The 16,243-nt window shown below is 43.1% G+C and carries 20 protein-coding genes; 4 read left to right on the forward strand and 16 right to left on the reverse strand.

Features of this window, described 5'->3' with window-relative positions:
* Positions 1–37: 37 nt before the first annotated feature.
* The 8 genes from hisIE to ABG082_RS16085 are packed head-to-tail and all read right to left on the reverse strand — an operon-like array spanning position 38 to position 6,473.
* Positions 38–667 carry a bifunctional phosphoribosyl-AMP cyclohydrolase/phosphoribosyl-ATP diphosphatase HisIE gene (gene hisIE / locus ABG082_RS16050; protein WP_039169086.1) on the reverse strand — a complete coding sequence of 210 codons (630 nt, stop codon included), beginning with the start codon at positions 665–667 and terminating at the stop codon, positions 38–40.
* Positions 664–1,422: an imidazole glycerol phosphate synthase subunit HisF gene (gene hisF / locus ABG082_RS16055; RefSeq protein WP_008348145.1), complete on the reverse strand. Its 759-nt coding sequence runs from the start codon at positions 1,420–1,422 to the stop codon at positions 664–666. The genes hisIE and hisF overlap by 4 nt, the downstream gene beginning before the upstream one ends.
* Positions 1,419–2,156 carry a 1-(5-phosphoribosyl)-5-[(5-phosphoribosylamino)methylideneamino]imidazole-4-carboxamide isomerase gene (gene hisA, locus ABG082_RS16060; protein WP_008348146.1) on the reverse strand — a complete coding sequence of 246 codons (738 nt, stop codon included), beginning with the start codon at positions 2,154–2,156 and terminating at the stop codon, positions 1,419–1,421. The genes hisF and hisA overlap by 4 nt, the downstream gene beginning before the upstream one ends.
* Positions 2,153–2,791 (reverse strand): imidazole glycerol phosphate synthase subunit HisH, encoded by a 639-nt coding sequence (gene hisH / locus ABG082_RS16065; protein WP_046344538.1) that lies wholly within the window; start codon positions 2,789–2,791, stop codon positions 2,153–2,155. Before hisH ends, hisA begins: the two co-directional genes overlap by 4 nt.
* Positions 2,791–3,375 carry an imidazoleglycerol-phosphate dehydratase HisB gene (hisB, locus tag ABG082_RS16070; RefSeq protein WP_017368110.1) on the reverse strand — a complete coding sequence of 195 codons (585 nt, stop codon included), beginning with the start codon at positions 3,373–3,375 and terminating at the stop codon, positions 2,791–2,793. The genes hisH and hisB overlap by 1 nt, the downstream gene beginning before the upstream one ends.
* Positions 3,372–4,661 (reverse strand): histidinol dehydrogenase, encoded by a 1,290-nt coding sequence (gene hisD, locus ABG082_RS16075; protein WP_050826641.1) that lies wholly within the window; start codon positions 4,659–4,661, stop codon positions 3,372–3,374. Before hisD ends, hisB begins: the two co-directional genes overlap by 4 nt.
* Positions 4,658–5,305, reverse strand: a complete 648-nt coding sequence (hisG, locus tag ABG082_RS16080) for an ATP phosphoribosyltransferase (RefSeq protein ID WP_007500071.1) — start codon at positions 5,303–5,305, stop codon at positions 4,658–4,660. The genes hisD and hisG overlap by 4 nt, the downstream gene beginning before the upstream one ends.
* The gene (locus ABG082_RS16085) at positions 5,298–6,473 is read right to left on the reverse strand and encodes an ATP phosphoribosyltransferase regulatory subunit (protein WP_017368113.1); all 1,176 of its coding nucleotides are present in this window, start codon (positions 6,471–6,473) and stop codon (positions 5,298–5,300) included. The genes hisG and ABG082_RS16085 overlap by 8 nt, the downstream gene beginning before the upstream one ends.
* Before the next feature lie 233 nt (positions 6,474–6,706).
* On the opposite strand from ABG082_RS16085, the gene ABG082_RS16090 reads away from it, so the two are divergent.
* Positions 6,707–7,498 (forward strand): C39 family peptidase, encoded by a 792-nt coding sequence (locus tag ABG082_RS16090; protein ID WP_058213565.1) that lies wholly within the window; start codon positions 6,707–6,709, stop codon positions 7,496–7,498.
* Between the two features lie 78 nt (positions 7,499–7,576).
* On the opposite strand, the gene ABG082_RS16095 is transcribed toward ABG082_RS16090, so the two are convergent.
* The 8 genes from ABG082_RS16095 to hprK all read right to left on the reverse strand — a co-directional run bounded on the left by ABG082_RS16095 (position 7,577) and on the right by hprK (position 13,389).
* Positions 7,577–8,209 (reverse strand): DsbA family protein, encoded by a 633-nt coding sequence (locus ABG082_RS16095; RefSeq protein ID WP_268449991.1) that lies wholly within the window; start codon positions 8,207–8,209, stop codon positions 7,577–7,579.
* A gap of 56 nt (positions 8,210–8,265) precedes the next feature.
* Positions 8,266–8,907 (reverse strand): NAD(P)-dependent oxidoreductase, encoded by a 642-nt coding sequence (locus ABG082_RS16100; RefSeq protein WP_281215524.1) that lies wholly within the window; start codon positions 8,905–8,907, stop codon positions 8,266–8,268.
* Positions 8,908–8,994: 87 nt separating this feature from the next.
* On the reverse strand, positions 8,995–9,423 hold the full coding sequence (locus ABG082_RS16105; RefSeq protein WP_003213266.1) for an Rrf2 family transcriptional regulator: 429 nt from the start codon (positions 9,421–9,423) through the stop codon (positions 8,995–8,997).
* 69 nt (positions 9,424–9,492) lie between these two features.
* The gene (locus ABG082_RS16110; protein WP_017368116.1) at positions 9,493–10,011 is read right to left on the reverse strand and encodes an acyltransferase; all 519 of its coding nucleotides are present in this window, start codon (positions 10,009–10,011) and stop codon (positions 9,493–9,495) included.
* A gap of 1 nt (position 10,012) precedes the next feature.
* Positions 10,013–10,663 (reverse strand): pyrophosphatase PpaX, encoded by a 651-nt coding sequence (ppaX, locus tag ABG082_RS16115; protein ID WP_017357895.1) that lies wholly within the window; start codon positions 10,661–10,663, stop codon positions 10,013–10,015.
* The gene (locus tag ABG082_RS16120; RefSeq protein ID WP_025208037.1) at positions 10,660–11,604 is read right to left on the reverse strand and encodes a nucleoside recognition domain-containing protein; all 945 of its coding nucleotides are present in this window, start codon (positions 11,602–11,604) and stop codon (positions 10,660–10,662) included. The genes ppaX and ABG082_RS16120 overlap by 4 nt, the downstream gene beginning before the upstream one ends.
* A gap of 16 nt (positions 11,605–11,620) precedes the next feature.
* Positions 11,621–12,445: a prolipoprotein diacylglyceryl transferase gene (gene lgt / locus ABG082_RS16125; RefSeq protein ID WP_046344550.1), complete on the reverse strand. Its 825-nt coding sequence runs from the start codon at positions 12,443–12,445 to the stop codon at positions 11,621–11,623.
* An 11-nt stretch (positions 12,446–12,456) separates the two neighbouring features.
* A complete protein-coding gene (gene hprK, locus ABG082_RS16130) occupies positions 12,457–13,389 on the reverse strand; it encodes an HPr(Ser) kinase/phosphatase (protein WP_003212943.1) in 933 nt (310 codons plus the stop codon).
* A 176-nt stretch (positions 13,390–13,565) separates the two neighbouring features.
* On the opposite strand from hprK, the gene nagA reads away from it, so the two are divergent.
* Genes nagA through ABG082_RS16145 form a run of 3 tightly spaced genes read left to right on the forward strand, consistent with a single transcriptional unit; the run spans position 13,566 to position 16,225 of the window.
* A complete protein-coding gene (gene nagA / locus ABG082_RS16135) occupies positions 13,566–14,756 on the forward strand; it encodes an N-acetylglucosamine-6-phosphate deacetylase (RefSeq protein WP_060781458.1) in 1,191 nt (396 codons plus the stop codon).
* Positions 14,756–15,481, forward strand: coding sequence for a glucosamine-6-phosphate deaminase (gene nagB / locus ABG082_RS16140; RefSeq protein WP_046527618.1), 726 nt, complete (start codon positions 14,756–14,758; stop codon positions 15,479–15,481). Before nagA ends, nagB begins: the two co-directional genes overlap by 1 nt.
* A gap of 18 nt (positions 15,482–15,499) precedes the next feature.
* The gene (locus ABG082_RS16145; protein WP_348936263.1) at positions 15,500–16,225 is read left to right on the forward strand and encodes a GntR family transcriptional regulator; all 726 of its coding nucleotides are present in this window, start codon (positions 15,500–15,502) and stop codon (positions 16,223–16,225) included.
* Positions 16,226–16,243: the final 18 nt, after the last annotated feature.

Consider the following 16,243-nt stretch of genomic DNA (forward strand, 5'->3'; position numbering starts at 1 on the left):
CATTTAAAAGCAAAAAGCCGGGGGTACCCCCGGCTTTTCATTCCCCTTGATGGCGCTTTTTCAATACCTTTAATACATCATCAAGAGGCAGCTGCTGTTCACGTAATAACACAAGAAGGTGATACAGAAGATCTGCTGTTTCCCATTTCAATTCTTCTTGATCACGGTTCTTCGCTGCAATGATGACTTCAGAAGCTTCTTCCCCTACCTTTTTCAGGATTTTGTCGACTCCTTTTTCAAATAGATAGGTTGTATAAGCTCCTTCTGGCATTTCCATCTGCCGCTTCGCAATGACCTGTTCAAGTTCATTTAAAATGGCAAAGCGGTCTTGTTCTCCCCTTTGCTGTTTCACGCCATCTTCTGAAAAACAGCTATAGCTGCCTGTATGGCAGGCTGGGCCGCTTGGTGTCACTAGAACAAGCAGGGCATCTTGATCACAGTCATAGCGAATGGATGTGACACGCTGGGTGTGTCCAGATGTGGCTCCTTTGTGCCAAAGCTCATTTCTCGACCGGCTAAAAAACCATGTTTCCCCTGTCTCTAATGTTTTTTCATAGGATTCTTGATTCATATACGCCAAAGTAAGAACTTCCTTGCTTTGAGCATCCTGTACAATGGCAGGAATGAGACCTGCATCATTAAAGGTTAATTCGTTTGCCTGTTTCATCTTACCTTCACCCCGTGTTCTCTCAAATATGTCTTCACCTCTTGAATAGAGGTTTCTTTATAATGGAAAATAGAGGCTGCGAGTGCGGCATCAGCTTCACCTTTTGTAAAAGCCTCCAGCATATGCTGCGCATTGCCAGCACCTCCTGAAGCAATAACTGGCACTGTGACTGCTTCTGATACAAGCTTCGTCAAACGATGCTCAAAGCCCGTTTTCTCACCATCGGCATCCATGCTAGTCAGCAAGATCTCGCCTGCTCCTCTTCGCACGGCTTCTTTCGCCCAGTCACTCACTTCTAAATCCGTTTGACGGCGTCCTCCGTGCGTATAGACCATGTATGCTTGTTTCTCTTCATCGTATTTCGCGTCAATCGCAACAACTATGCACTGTGAACCAAAAAAGTCGGCTCCTTCTGTTATTAGCTCCGGTCTTAAAACAGCCGCTGTGTTCACAGACACCTTGTCTGCCCCCGCTCTTAAAATACGCTTCATGTCATCAAGGTGGTTAATCCCGCCGCCCACCGTGAACGGGATAGCGAGAGTGGATGCCACTTGTTTGACCACATCCACCATCGTTTTTCGGCCTTCATGAGAGGCAGATATATCAAGAAAGACGAGTTCATCCGCACCTTCCTCGTCATAGATCTGCGCTAATTCGACCGGATCACCAGCATCCTTCAACCCTAGAAATTGGATCCCTTTGACCACACGCCCTTCCTTTACATCAAGACATGGAATGATTCGTTTTGTCATCATATGCTGTCAAGCCCTTCAAACGCTTCAGCTAAAGTAAATTGCTTTGTGTACAGCGCCTTGCCAATGATTGCACCAGACACACCTGTCTGCTTTTGTGCTGACAGCTTTTGCAGATCACTCACTGCACTGACACCACCTGAGGCAATGACTTGTTTGCCAGTTGCTTCTGCTAATCGAACCGTACTTTCCACATTTGGACCAGACAGCATGCCATCCATTTGAATATCCGTGAAAATGAAGACCTCTGCGCCTTCCTTTGCCAGTTCCTGACCAAGTTCCTCCGCCTTTACTTCCGACGTTTCAAGCCAGCCTTCAGTCGATACAAAACCGTTTCGTGCATCAATGCCAATGGCGATTTTCTCCCCATATTGCGCCAGCATTTTTTTCACAAAAACCGGGTTCGACACCGCTGAACTGCCAAGAATGACTCTCGATACGCCATTGTTTAAATAAAATGCAACATCTTCTTCTGTCCGAATGCCGCCGCCAATTTGGACATTCACATCTAATGAGGAAGCAATCGATAGCACATGCTCGTGATTCACGCGTTTTCCTGCTTTTGCGCCATCTAAATCAACGAGATGTATCCATTTTGCTCCTTCATTTGCAAACAGTCTCGCCATGTCTAACGGTGAATCTCCATAAATGGTTTCTTGGTCATAGTCTCCTTGCACAAGTCGTACACATTTGCCATTTCTCATATCAATTGCTGGATATAATGTAAAATCACTCATTTGCTCACCCTCTGTTCGTTTGCTAATTGAATAAACTGTTTCAACAGTGCCATTCCTGTTGTACTGCTTTTTTCAGGGTGAAACTGCGTTCCAAACACATTCCCCTTCCCAACAACGGCAGGTACTTGCACACCATAGGGTGCACTTGCCAATAGGTCTTCTGGATTCATGCCACTCACATAATACGAGTGAACAAAGTATGCAAATCCTTCTGGCACACCTTTAAACAATGGAGAGGGCTGATGAAATGTGAGCTCATTCCAGCCCATATGAGGCACCTTCAGCCTTTGTCCATCCTGATCACGATCCTTCAAAAGAACGACACGTCCTTTTAAAAGGCCTAACCCTTTTGTTTTTCCTGCTTCTTCACTTTCTTCAAACAACAACTGCATGCCAAGGCAAATGCCAAATAACAGCTTTCCTTCCTGCACGACTTGGTGGATAAACGCCTCAAGTCCTGTCTGTCTTAACAGCTGCATCGCATCACGAAATGAACCGACTCCTGGCAAAATGTACGCATCTGCCTTTTTCAGCTCCTCTGCTTCAGAAGACACGATATAAGACGCTCCTGCTCGTTCCAGTGCTTTTGATACGCTAAACAAATTTCCCATTCCATAGTCAATTACGCCAATCATTAGAGCATCCCCTTTGTCGACGGAATCCCTTTCACACGCGGATCAATGGTTGTTGCTTCATCTAAGGCGCGTGCCATCGCTTTAAAAATGGCTTCAATCATATGGTGGGTATTGGTTCCATAGTGAACGATCACATGAAGATTGATTCGTGCTTCAAGGGCAAATTTCCAAAGAAACTCATGAACCAGCTCCGTATCAAAGGTGCCGACCTTCTGACTAGGGAAATCGGCTCTCATTTCCAAATGAGGACGATTGCTTAAATCCACGACTACTTGGGCGAGTGTTTCATCCATTGGAACAAAACTAGAGCCGTAGCGCTTGATTCCTTTTTTATCACCGAGCGCTTCTTTAAACATCTGCCCAAGCACAATGCCAATATCTTCTGTTGTGTGGTGATCATCGACATCTGTGTCTCCTTTTGCATCTACAGTTAAGTTAAAATGTCCATGCTTCGTGAATAAGTCGAGCATGTGCGTCATAAAAGGGACATCTGTCTGAATATCTGCTTTTCCTTCGCCATCAATCTCTAGCGCTAACGAAATGTTCGTTTCATTTGTCTGTCTCGCTGTTTCCGCCTGTCTCATTTTGATTCCTCCCGCTTTCTCGCTTCAATCGATCTGGCATGTGCTTCAAGCCCTTCTAATCTTGCAAAAGCCGCAATGCTTTCCCTATGTGTTTCAAAGGCTTCTTTGCTATATGAAATGATGCTCGTTTTCTTTTGGAAATCTGTGACGCCGAGCGGACTAGAAAATCTTGCCGTCCCGTTTGTTGGCAGCACATGGTTCGGTCCTGCGAAGTAATCCCCTACCGGCTCTGGACTGTAACGCCCTAAGAAAATTGCTCCAGCATGCTTGATTTGACCAAGTAGTGATTCTGGATACGCCGTCAGCACTTCTAAATGCTCTGGGGCTAACTGGTTCACGATATCAACTGCACGATCCAAAGATTCTGTCACGTAAATATAACCATGGTCTTGAATAGATTGTGCTGCAATTGATTTCCTTGGCAAAGTATCAAGCTGCGCTTGCACCTCCGCTTGCACTCTTTCAGCCAATCCTTTAGATGGTGTCACCAAAATACTGGATGCCAATGCATCATGCTCTGCCTGTGAAAGCAAATCAGCTGCCACCTCATGTGCAGTTGCCGTTTCATCTGCTAAAACAGCAATTTCACTTGGACCCGCAATCATATCAATGTCTACTTGACCAAATACTTCCCGTTTGGCAAGTGCTACATAAATATTTCCTGGACCGGTGATTTTATCAACAGGCTGAATACTTTCCGTTCCATATGCAAGAGCAGCTATCGCCTGAGCACCGCCCATTTTGTACATTTCTGAAATGCCCAGCTCCTTCGCAGCTACTAGCACAGCGTCAGACAGACGGCCGTCATTTCCTGGCGGTGTCACAAGGACAATTCGCTCAACGCCGGCAACAAGTGCCGGGATGACATTCATTAAAACAGATGATGGATAAGCGGCCGTTCCCCCTGGGACATATACACCGACCGCATCAAGCGGTGTTACTTTCTGACCTAGCATTGAGCCGTCCTTTTGGTGATAAAACCAAGAGGAGGTCAGCTGACGCTCGTGGTATGTTCGAATATTCCGGATCGCCGTTTGGATGATTTGGATCATCTCCGGGTCCAAACGTTCGTAGGCTTTTGTCTTTTCATCCTCCGTCACAAGTGGCTGTTCAATAGAGACACCGTCAAATTGCTTCGTGAAAGACCGTACGGCTTCGTCACCATTTTTTCTCACTTCTTCGATAATCCGCTGAACAGCCAGTCGCTGCTCTTCCGTTCCTGTATCTAGAGAACGCTTGAGTGAGAGAGTGTCTGTCTCACCTTCTTGTATGTAGGTGATGTTCATGATGTTTCCTCCCCTTCTCCTTCGATGATTCTTGCCAGACGCTGCGCCATTTCATCGATTACCGCATCCTTCATTCGATAGCTCACAGGATTGACAATAAAACGTGACGTAATGTCACAAATATGTTCCGTTTCGACAAGCCCATTTTCCTTAAGTGTTTGACCGGTGGAGACAATGTCAACAATTCGATCGGCAAGTCCGATGAGCGGTGCTAATTCAATGGAACCATTTAGCTTAATGATCTCCACCTGCTCACCTTGTTCTCTAAAATAAGAAGAAGCGACATTTGGGTACTTTGTGGCCACACGCGGTGCGACACCGCCCCAGCTGGCTCCCGGCAAGCCCGCTACAGCTAAATGACATTTGCTAATGTTTAAATCGAGCACTTCGTACACATCCCGTGCTTCTTCAAGCATGACGTCTTTCCCTGCAATGCCCACATCCGCTACACCGTGCTCTACATATGTCGTCACATCCATTGGCTTCGCTAAAATAAAGCGGAGATTTTCTTCCGGTACATCAATGATTAATTTTCTTGAATCTTCGAATTCCTCCGGCAGCTGATATCCAGCCTGTCTTAATAGCCCTGCTGCTTCTTCAAATATCCGCCCCTTTGGCATTGCCATTGTCAACACTTTACCCATTTTGCTCTTCCTTTCTAGCGCCGATAAAATAAGTCACTTGCTCAAATGCCTTGGTCATGGCATCGATATTTTCAATACCTGCTAAGTCTTGGAGAACAATCCTTTTGCCTTTTGTCCGCTCTTTTTCTGCAAAATCAAATGCTTCAAGCCGTTGTTCTTTACTAAAAATCACAGCCTCTTGGGGCTCATTTATTTCTTTTGCGTCGAGTGCCTCAAGAAGACGGTCTAATCGAAGTCCGAAGCCTGTAGCGGGTGCGGGTGCATCAAAGTGAGCAAGCAATTGATCATACCTTCCTCCACTTCCGATCACAGACCCAACATGATCTGCAAATACTTCAAACAAAATTCCCGTATAGTAGCTCATATGACTGACCATGCTTAAATCCAAACGGATATATTCTGTACAGCCGTAATCTTCAAGTGTCTCCCACAGCGCCTTTAACTCCGCCAGCACTTCTTTTCCCTCTTGTGAGACCACAATTTCTTCAGCCTGCTGGGTCACTTCTTGACCGCCGCGCAGCTCTAAAAGCTGGAGCAGCCTTGTTTTATCGATGGATGAGAGAGGCAATTGTTTGACATGCTGCCTGTAGCCCACATAATTCTTTTCATATAAAAATCGGCGCAATACGTTCGCCCGCTCTGTATTCCCTAGTACATCTAAAAACAAGGTCTCTGCCAAAGCCACATGCCCAATCGCAATTTTGAAGGATTGAAGTCCGGCATTTTTTAATGCAAACACAACAAGCGCTATGACTTCAGCATCTGCACTAATCGAACCATCACCGATCAATTCAATACCGACCTGCTCAAATTCAGAAGGTCTTCCGCCTTCTCTTTCCTGTGCCCGAAACACGTTAGCTGCATAACCGACTCGAAGCGGATACGCCTGTTCGTGAAGCTTTGAAGCCGCCACTCTCGCAATTGGTCCCGTCATATCAGGTCTAAGCACAAGGGTTTGACCATTTTGATCAAGAAGCTTAAACAGCTGCGTATCTGTAATCGCCGATTGAACACCGACTGTATCGTAAAATTCAAGCGTTGGCGTTTCCATTAAACGATAACCCCAACCATTCATGACCTCTGTTAAAGAATGCCTGACTCTTTTCTTCGTCTCGTACAATCCTGGTAATGAATCTCGCATACCATATGGTTTTTCAAACATGAACATGTTCTTCCGCACCTCCAACACATTAAAACAAAAAATTCCGAATCCTTTAGTTCGCTAATATGATAATATGCTAACAAAATAAAGTGATTAAATCAATCATTTTTATTTTCCCCTTTTTTTCCTTAATCATTTGTTCATATATTACATTAAAATGACACCTAATCCTTTTTGATCTCTTTGCTTTAGGAACATGCTATAATACTTAAAAATATTGAATAACACAGGAGATTACAGTGAAATTCATCCAGACATTAATCTTAACTTTGTTGTGCGCATGTCTTGTTTATTTCGGCTTTATTTACGTTTCACAATTCGACCAAGTCAAGAAAACAACGTCACCGCAAGAAGCCAAAGAAAAAGAAAATGATACCGCACTAGCAGCAGAAGAAACACGTTCTACGAAGAAAACAGAAACGACACATTCTAGTTTAAAAGGAAATAAAAAAGCTATGGACGTCATCCTCTTTAATCAAATGGATGCACCAAAGCTTTATAACGGATGCGAAGTCACGAGCTTAGCCATGCTTCTTCATTACAGCGGCTATGAGCATATAACGAAAAACGCATTGGCAAACGAGATTAAGCGTATCCCACTCAATTATGAGAATGGCTTAAAAGGAGACCCTCATGACGGGTTTGTAGGCGATATGGAGAATGGGCCAGGTCTTGGTGTGTACCACGAACCCATTTATCAGCTTGCGAAAAAATATGCAGGTAATCAAGCGGTGGACTTGACCGGCAAGCCAGTTAAAAAAGCCATTTACCAATCACTTGAAAAAGGTTATCCTGTCTGGGTCATTACAACTTCGACCTTTGCCAAAACAGATAACATTGAAACATGGAATACACCAAATGGAAAAATAGATATCAGCTTTAATATGCATAGCGTCGTCATCACTGGCTATGACAAAGATCATGTCTACTTAAATAATCCATACGGAGAAAAGAATCAAAAAGTCGATCGTGAACAGTTTGAGGATTCTTGGAAACAGATGGGTAGCCAGGCGATTATCATTAAAGCATAAACCACTTCTCCCATTGAAGAGAATTCACACATGCATCAAAAACATCCTCCATACGAATGGAGGATGTTTTTGAATGGTTTATTTTTTTAGTATTTCCTTCAGACGGTCTTCAAGCTTTTCAGCCGTCATCGCACCCCCACCAAGGCTGATGTATTCATCCCCTTTTTTTAGTAAAAGTGTAGGATAGCCATTCACGTTCAATTGCTGAACCTTTGCAAAATCGGCATACGCATCATTGATCGTTTCTGTCTCATTCATTCGTTCAACCAATACATCAGGGTCAAGTTGGTGTTTCATAGCGATATCTCTATAAGTTTCTTCATCACTTAGGCTTTTTCCGTCTTGATAAAAGGCCTTTTGCATAGATGAAGCCAAGTACAATGCATGCTCTGGTGCGATGGATCTTAATGCAGAAAATCCAATTGCAGCAGCCTCAGAGTCTAAAATGAATGTTCCGTTTTCTAGCAACTCTTCGTAACGGTCTCCAAATTCGACACCTGTCAGCTGACTGATACGCTCATTTGCTTCTGAAATGTGTGGATAATTCTTTATCGGTAGACGACGCTCTCCTACAAATAAACCGCCCGATACAAGTGTCAGTGGTATCTCAGGGTGATTTTCGTGTAAAGTACGGATGCTGTTTGAAAATCCATAACACCAGCCACAATACGCATCCCATACATAGATAAAAGATTTTTCTTGATCATTCATAAGACAGACTCCTCACTCATCGTTTTTTAGCGACAATGAAACGCATGTTATTCTACTTATTCTGCTTCAGAAACCACAGTAAAACGTTCTCCAACATGAGCAGCTTGTTCTATCTCATCGACAAGCGCAACGGCGTAGTCAGCATAACTCACATAGCTGTCACCCTTCGAATTGACGATAAGATGGTCTTTGCCTTCCACATAAGCACCTGTCCGTTTGCCTGCTGGATCAAAGAATGCAGCTGGACTAAGAAATGTCCATTTTACTCCTTCGGTCTTTTGAAGATCTATTAAATTTTCTCCTTGCTGTGAAGCAGTAGCAAAGTATTCCTTTGGAAACTCCGGTGTGTCCATCAGTCTAGTTGTTTTGGCCTCATCTACAAATAAACTTCCAGCACCTCCCACGACGATTAAACGCGTTTCTGGTGTCTCTTTCAAGAGATGAATGAGTTTTTTCCCTGCTTCTACATGAAGGTGCTCTTGTCCTGCTGGCGCACCAAATGCGTTTACGATCACATCAAAACCTTTGACGTCTCCTGCCTCTAAGTGAAAAACATCCTTTTCTAAAACAGCTGCTGATGAATTAGTCACTTTTTGTGCATCTCGAACGATTGCCGTTACTTCGTGCCCTCTCGATTGAGCTTCTTTTAAAATGTGTTGTCCTGCTTTACCTGTTGCGCCAATGATTCCAATGTTCATGTAAATTCCTCCTACAATATAAGGTTATTTTGATCACTTAAGATGTAACCGAAATAGTTACAACAGAGGTAAAAAAAATTGAATAGATCATCCAATTTTTTTGATTAAAACCTGCGTTAATTCACTTAATTTGATCTCAGCAAGCACTTGCTCCATCGCACTTTGAGCACGGCACAAAATTAATTCTAGTACAGCTTGAATATTTGCACCGATCGGACAGTCAGGGTTTGGGCTTTCATGAATTTGAAACAACTCTCCCTCATCCACCACTTCAACCGCTTTATACACATCGAGCAGTGTAATGTCATCCTCACTTCGGTTTAATTGAGAACCGCCTTTGCCAAGACTCGTTGAGATTAGGCCTGCTTTTTTGAGCTTACTCATGATACGGCGAATGACCACTGGATTTGTATTGACACTTCCTGCGATATCCTCCGATGTCTGTAATGATCCTTTTTCAAGTGATAGCAAGGCCAGAATATGGACAGCGACAGTAAATCTGCTGCTGATTTTCATGTTTTCTCACCTCTGTTGTAATCATTATAGTTACACCATGTTAGAATGTCAACAAAAAAGTCTGCCGAGCTACTCAGCAGACGTAGATTGACGTGCTTCCATTTCCTCTTTTGTATATATCATCCGCATTGGATTACCTCCAACAAAGGAGCCTGCCGGAACATCTTTGTTCACAAGAGTTCCCGCCGAAACAATTGCACCATCACCAATTGTCACTCCAGGTAGGATCGTTGAATTTGCCCCAATTAAGACTTCATCACCAATATAGACTTCCCCAAGCCTATACTCTTTAATCAAATACTCATGGGACAAAATGGTCGTGTTATAGCCAATCACACTATTTCGACCGACAGTGATTTTCTCAGGAAACATGAGATCGACCATCACCATTAAAGCAAACGCCGTATCCTCCCCGACTTTCATTCGAAGGAAGGTGCGATAAATCCAATTTTTCATTCCCATAAAAGGCGTATACCTTGCCATTTGAATAAAGATAAAGTTTTTCACAACCTTGAGAAAGGGGACCGTCCGATAGACTTGTCTAAGCGAATTGACCCCTTTGACAGGATAACGATCTGTTTTTCTCAACTTAATCAGCTCCAACAATCGCCAAGAGATCACTCATTTTCTGCAGCATATAATCAGGGCGATGCTTTAACAGGGCTTCTTCTCCCTTAATAGACCAAGCAACACCTGCTGTTTTCGTCCCTGCCGCTTGACCAGATAAAATGTCGTGATAGTTATCGCCAACCATGATCGCCTCATGCGGATCACTGCCGAGCTTGGATAATGCCAGCTGAACTGGTTCTGGATGTGGCTTTTCATTTTGTACATCATCAAGTGTGACAATGACCTCAAAAAATGGCTCCAATCCAGTCAGCTTTAATCCCATTAAAACCGTATCACGTATTTTTGTTGTCACAATACCAAGCTTAAACCCTCGATCCTGAAGAATTTTCAACGTATCTAAAACCGTCTCGTACTCCGTCACAAGCAGGTCATGCTGTTCATGATTAAACGTTCGATACATCTGAATCATGTCATCTGTCAGATTCGGATCCATTGCAGAGAATGTATCAAATAATGATGGACCAATGAAATGAAGGATATCCTCACGGCTGTATTGACCAGGGTAATAATGATCAAGCGTATGCTGAAATGAAGCAATAATTAATTCATTTGTATTGATTAATGTGCCATCTAAATCAAATAGCACTGTGTTAATAGTTGATTGGTTCATATGGCTTCCTTTCTAACAGCTGTATGTTCGCGCCTCCGCCAGATATAGCTGATGGCAGCTGTCAATAAAATAGCAGAAATAAGGCGAATAAGAAGAAGCGGCCAGACTGGAATACCTAAAGGAATGAAAATGAGTGTATCTTCGACCACCGCATGACACGCCACAAGGAAAATGAAAGCAAGCGTTAAATCCTTTTTGCTGACACCGTCCTCTTCCACTGCCTTCATCATGACGCCTGCCCCGTAGGCAAGACCAATGGTTAAACCAGCCACCATCGTCATAGACGTATTTTCTTTCATTCCAAGCATTCTCGTAAAAGGAGACAGCCACTTAGACAGCGTATGGAGCCACCCTAAGTCTCTCATAAATTGAATGATGATCATGAGAGGAATGACAATACAAGCCAGCTGCAGCACACCAAGAACAGCTTTCTGTAAAGCAAGAAGTACGATCATATACCAGCTAGAAGGCACATCAGCCGACTGAGCAGCTGTCAGCAAACCATATTGCGCCGGCTCCTCGCCTCCCTGCCAAACGAGGTGAATGACAATTGCTGACACGACGGCAAGACTGATTCTCACCAGCAAAATGACAGACACCCGCAGCCCAACCTTCGCCGCCACTGTTGATTCGATGATCAAGTTGTGACAAAAGGAGAGCATGACCGCTAAAATGAACACTTCCTTCACAGGCAGCTCTAATGTCAAGATGGCTGCAATACCCGCATACAAGTTCAGCATATTTCCTAAAACAAGCGGAATGGCCGCTTCCCCTGAAAGACCAAACAGGCCCATAAAAGGACGGATGAATTGTATCATCCAATCCATCACAGGTGTATGCTGCAAGATACTAACGAGAATGGTAACCGGAAAAATGACTTTTCCAAGTGTCCAAGTTGTCGATAACCCTGCTTTCAAGCCGTTTTTCCATGTCTCACCCATCTCTTATCCCCCTTGCTTAATTTGATGAGTTGTTCTCTTTATACCGTATAGATGCATATCCCTTGATTCTTCTAAACACAATCAGCAAAACAGCCACTGCAAATATGGCAATCGAAATCATCTGTGCAATTCGAAGATGCTCAGTCAGCATTAAGCTGTCTGTTCTCATTCCTTCAATGAAGAAACGGCCGATTGAATACCAGATTAAATAAGACAAGAACATTTCGCCTCGACGCAATGATGTTCTACGTAATAAGATTAATATCAAAACGCCTGCGATATTCCATAATGATTCATATAAGAACGTAGGGTGATAGTAGGTCCCGTCAATGTACATCTGATTAATAATAAACTCAGGCAGGTGCAAATTTTCTAAAAAGGCTCTTGAAACAGCCTCACCATGCGCTTCCTGATTAATAAAGTTCCCCCAGCGCCCGATGGCTTGCCCTAGTAAAATACTAGGCGCTGCGACATCGGCGATTTTCCAAAAGGACACCTTTCTCACTTTAGTAAAGACAATCGCTGTCAGCACCGCCCCTATCAGTCCGCCATGTATGGCAATTCCACCATTCCAAATCTTGATGATTTCATTTGGGTGCTGCTGATAATAATCCCATTCAAAGGATACATAATAAATTCGTGCACAAATAATGGCGATAGGAATGGCAAATAAGATGAGATCAATAAACATATCTTTATTGATGCCTCTTTTTTCACACTCCCTTAATGCGAGCCAGAGTCCAAGCAGGGCTCCGACCCCAATAATCACACCATACCAATGAACCGAAATAGGTCCGAGCTGAAAAGCAATCGGATCAATTGGTTGAATTGCTTCATTCATATAGACAGCTCCTATTCATCCTGGCCATTGTCTTCAATGACATCGGCAAGTTTACTTGTAAATTGTTCCGCTGCATTATGTCCCATTCGTTTCAATCTGAAGTTCATAGCAGCTACCTCGATGATGACCGCTAAATTTCGTCCTGGACGTACAGGGATGGTCAGCTTTGGTACATCTGTATCGATGATCCGCATTTTTTCTTCCTCAAGTCCTAAACGGTCATACTGTTTGCCTTGTTCCCAAAGCTCAAGGTTCATAACAATCGTAATTCTCTTATAGCTTCTGACAGCGCCCGCTCCAAATAAGGTCATTACATTAATAATGCCTAATCCACGGATTTCTAGAAGGTGCTCAATCAGCTCTGGTGCGCTTCCAACTAACGTATCCTGATCCTCTTGCCTAATTTCTACGCAATCGTCTGCAACCAGCCTGTGTCCTCTCTTCACTAATTCTAAAGCCGTTTCACTTTTACCTACGCCACTTTTTCCAATTAACAGCACACCTACACCATATACATCTACGAGTACGCCATGAATCGCAGTCGTTGGTGCAAGCTTGCTTTCTAAGAAGTTCGTTAATCGACTCGAAAGTCTTGTCGTTTTTAAGCTTGAGCGTAAAACCGGCACTCCATTTTCGTTTGAAGCTTCGATCAATTCCTTTGGTACTTCACGATCTCGTGACAAAATGATGGCAGGAGTAATATCTGTACAAAGAGACATCATTCTCTGCTTTCGTTCGCGTTCTGGGAGCTGTTCAAAAAAAGAAAGCTCTGTCTTCCCTAAAAGTTGAACTCTTTCTTTTGGGTAATATGTAAAATATCCAGCCATTTCAATACCTGGTCTGGAAAGATCACTGATTGTAATGGGACGATTAATCCCTTCTTCCCCACTTACCAGTTCAAGATGAAATTGTTCCATTATGTCCTTCGTACGAACTTTCGGCACGCTTCTTCCTCCTTTTATCACAGGCGTTTCAGAAATACAGCTCTATTTTATCACTTTCAATGATGAACCCAAAACAGTATTTTATCCTTATCCTGTTTCACCACACTAACTGGTATAGACAACTATACTTAAAAAAGGTAAACTGAATCTAACGACGAGAATAAGGGGGCACAATCATGAGCAGTTCTTTATTGCTCTCCAATATTCATATTGTGACAAAGACAGAAATCATTGAAAACGGTTTTGTCGGTTTACGCGATGGCAAGATCGACTATATTTCAACATCACCACCGACAGGAAATTATGAAAAAGTATATATTTCCCGGGAAAACTTTTATTTACTCCCCGGAATGATTGATATTCACATTCATGGGGGATATGGTGCAGATATGATGGATGCGACACCAGAAGCCATGAATACACTTGCTGATCACTTACCCGCAGAAGGAACGACAAGCTTTTTAGCAACAACCATTACACAAAATCATCAAGAGATTGAGCAAGCACTTAAAAATGTCGCACAGTGGAGACCCTATAATGAAAAGCAGGCTGGAAGTCAGGCACAATGTTTAGGCATTCATCTAGAAGGTCCTTTTATTTCTAAAGATAAAGCTGGTGCGCAGCCTGCTCAATGGATTACGCAGGCTAACCTTCCTCTTTTTGAGAAATGGCTGAGTGCATCTGATCAGCTGATTCGAATTGTCACTTTTGCACCTGAGGAAGATGATGATTTTGCATTTCTTTCCTTACTAAAAGAAAAAAATATCATTCCTTCTATTGGACATACAAATGCTCCTCATGACATGATTGAACTAGCAGCAAAGCACGGTGCGCGTCATGTCACGCATCTTTATAATGCGATGAGTTCATTTCAGCATCGTGAGCCCAATGTTGCAGGGGCTGCGCTTACAAACGAAAAGCTTTTGACTGAGCTGATTACAGATGGCATTCATTCACATCCTCTTTCCGTAAAGCTTGCGTATTTGGCAAAGGGAAGTGAACGTTTGATCATGATTACAGACTCAATGCGTGCAAAAGGACTTGGAGAGGGAACCTACGAATTTGGTGGGCAGACAGTGACAGTCAGCGGTGAAAAAGCATTGCTGGCAGATGGAACACTTGCAGGATCGATTTTACAAATGAAAGATGGGGTCAAACGTATGAGACAGATCACACAATGCGGATGGACAGAAATTGCTCAAATGACCTCAACAAATGCAGCCACTCAGCTCGGGATCGATCATCAGCTCGGTTCGATCGAAGTTGGAAAACTGGCAGACTTGGTCATTTGGGATGAAGCTGGCGAACTCATGATGACGATCTGCCATGGACAAATCGTTTATGAAAAAAAGGAGGCCACACACTGATGAACATCATCGAATTTGCAGATAAAGATCAATTAGGAAAAGCAGCAGCTGCTTTCATTGCACGTACCATTGAATCAAAAACAGATGCGGTTCTCGGTCTGGCAACTGGCGGTACACCAATTGACACTTATAAAGAGTTAATTCAGTTGCATCAAACAGAACAATTGTCTTTCAAACAAGCAAGAACAGTGAATCTGGATGAGTACGTGGGAATTGATCCAAATCATGAAAATAGTTATATGACTTACATGAAGCGACATTTATTTGACCATATTGATCTCCCGTCAGATCAATATTTCCTTCCCAATGGTGCTGCTTCTCACTTGGAAGAAGAGTGCTTAAGGTATGATCAGCTCATTGAAGATTTAGGGGGCATTGATCTTCAGCTACTTGGTATCGGACAAAATGGACATATCGGGTTTAATGAACCTGGTACTCCCTTCGACTCAAAGACGCATGTCGTCCAATTAGATGAACACACTCGCCAGGCCAATGCAAGATACTTTTCTTCTATTGATGAGGTGCCTACACATGCCATTACAATGGGAATTGCAAGCATTCTTTCAAGCAAAAAAATTCTCCTTCTCGCATCAGGAAAATCAAAAGCGGACGTGATACAATATTTAGAACGAACAGAGATTCACCCAGACTTCCCTGCATCTGCTCTAAAACTTCATGAAGATGTGACGATTTTTATTGATCGAGAAGCTGGTTCACTACGCTAAACACGAGAGGATTTTCACATGTTTATTGATAAGCAGTCACCTATCCCCATGTACCATCAGATTATGGAGAACTTGAAAAAGCAGATTGAGGATGGAACGTTAGCACCTGATACACTCATTCCTTCTGAAAGAGAATATGCCGAACGCTTTGGTATTAGCCGAATGACTGTCAGACAAGCCTTATCGAACCTTGTGAACGAAGGATATTTATACCGGCAAAAAGGAAAAGGAACATTTGTTAGCCGAAAGAAGTTTGAACAACCGCTTCAGGGCTTAACAAGCTTTACAGAAGATATGCGTCAACGTGGGTTCAAAGCTTCAAGTCAGTTGATTGATTTCAAAAAAGTCGCATGCCCAGAGCATTTGCTGCAATCATTACAGCTGTCGAACAGTGAAGATGTCTATGAATTAAAACGAATCCGCCTTGCAAACGATGAACCAATGGCTATTGAAACGAGTTATATACCTGAAAAATTTGCTGGCGAGCTCACAAAGGACCATTTAACTGGATCTTTATATGAATATATAGAAACGAACACAGGTCTAACCATTGCCCATGCCAAGCAGGAGCTTGAAGCCAATGTTGCTTCAAAGGAAGAAGCTGACCTGTTGTCTATTTCTTTAGGGGACCCTGTCCTCTCCATTGTAAGAACAACTTATTTTCAAAATGACCTTCCATTCGAGTATGTCATGTCCGTTTATAGAGGGGATCGATACAAACTCACTCACACAATGGAAAGATAAAACTGTGCTCCTGAAAGC

It is taken from the genome of Bacillus sp. BS1807G30 (assembly GCF_040047675.1).
In the GTDB taxonomy this organism is placed as follows: Bacteria; Bacillota; Bacilli; order Bacillales; family Bacillaceae; genus Bacillus; species Bacillus altitudinis.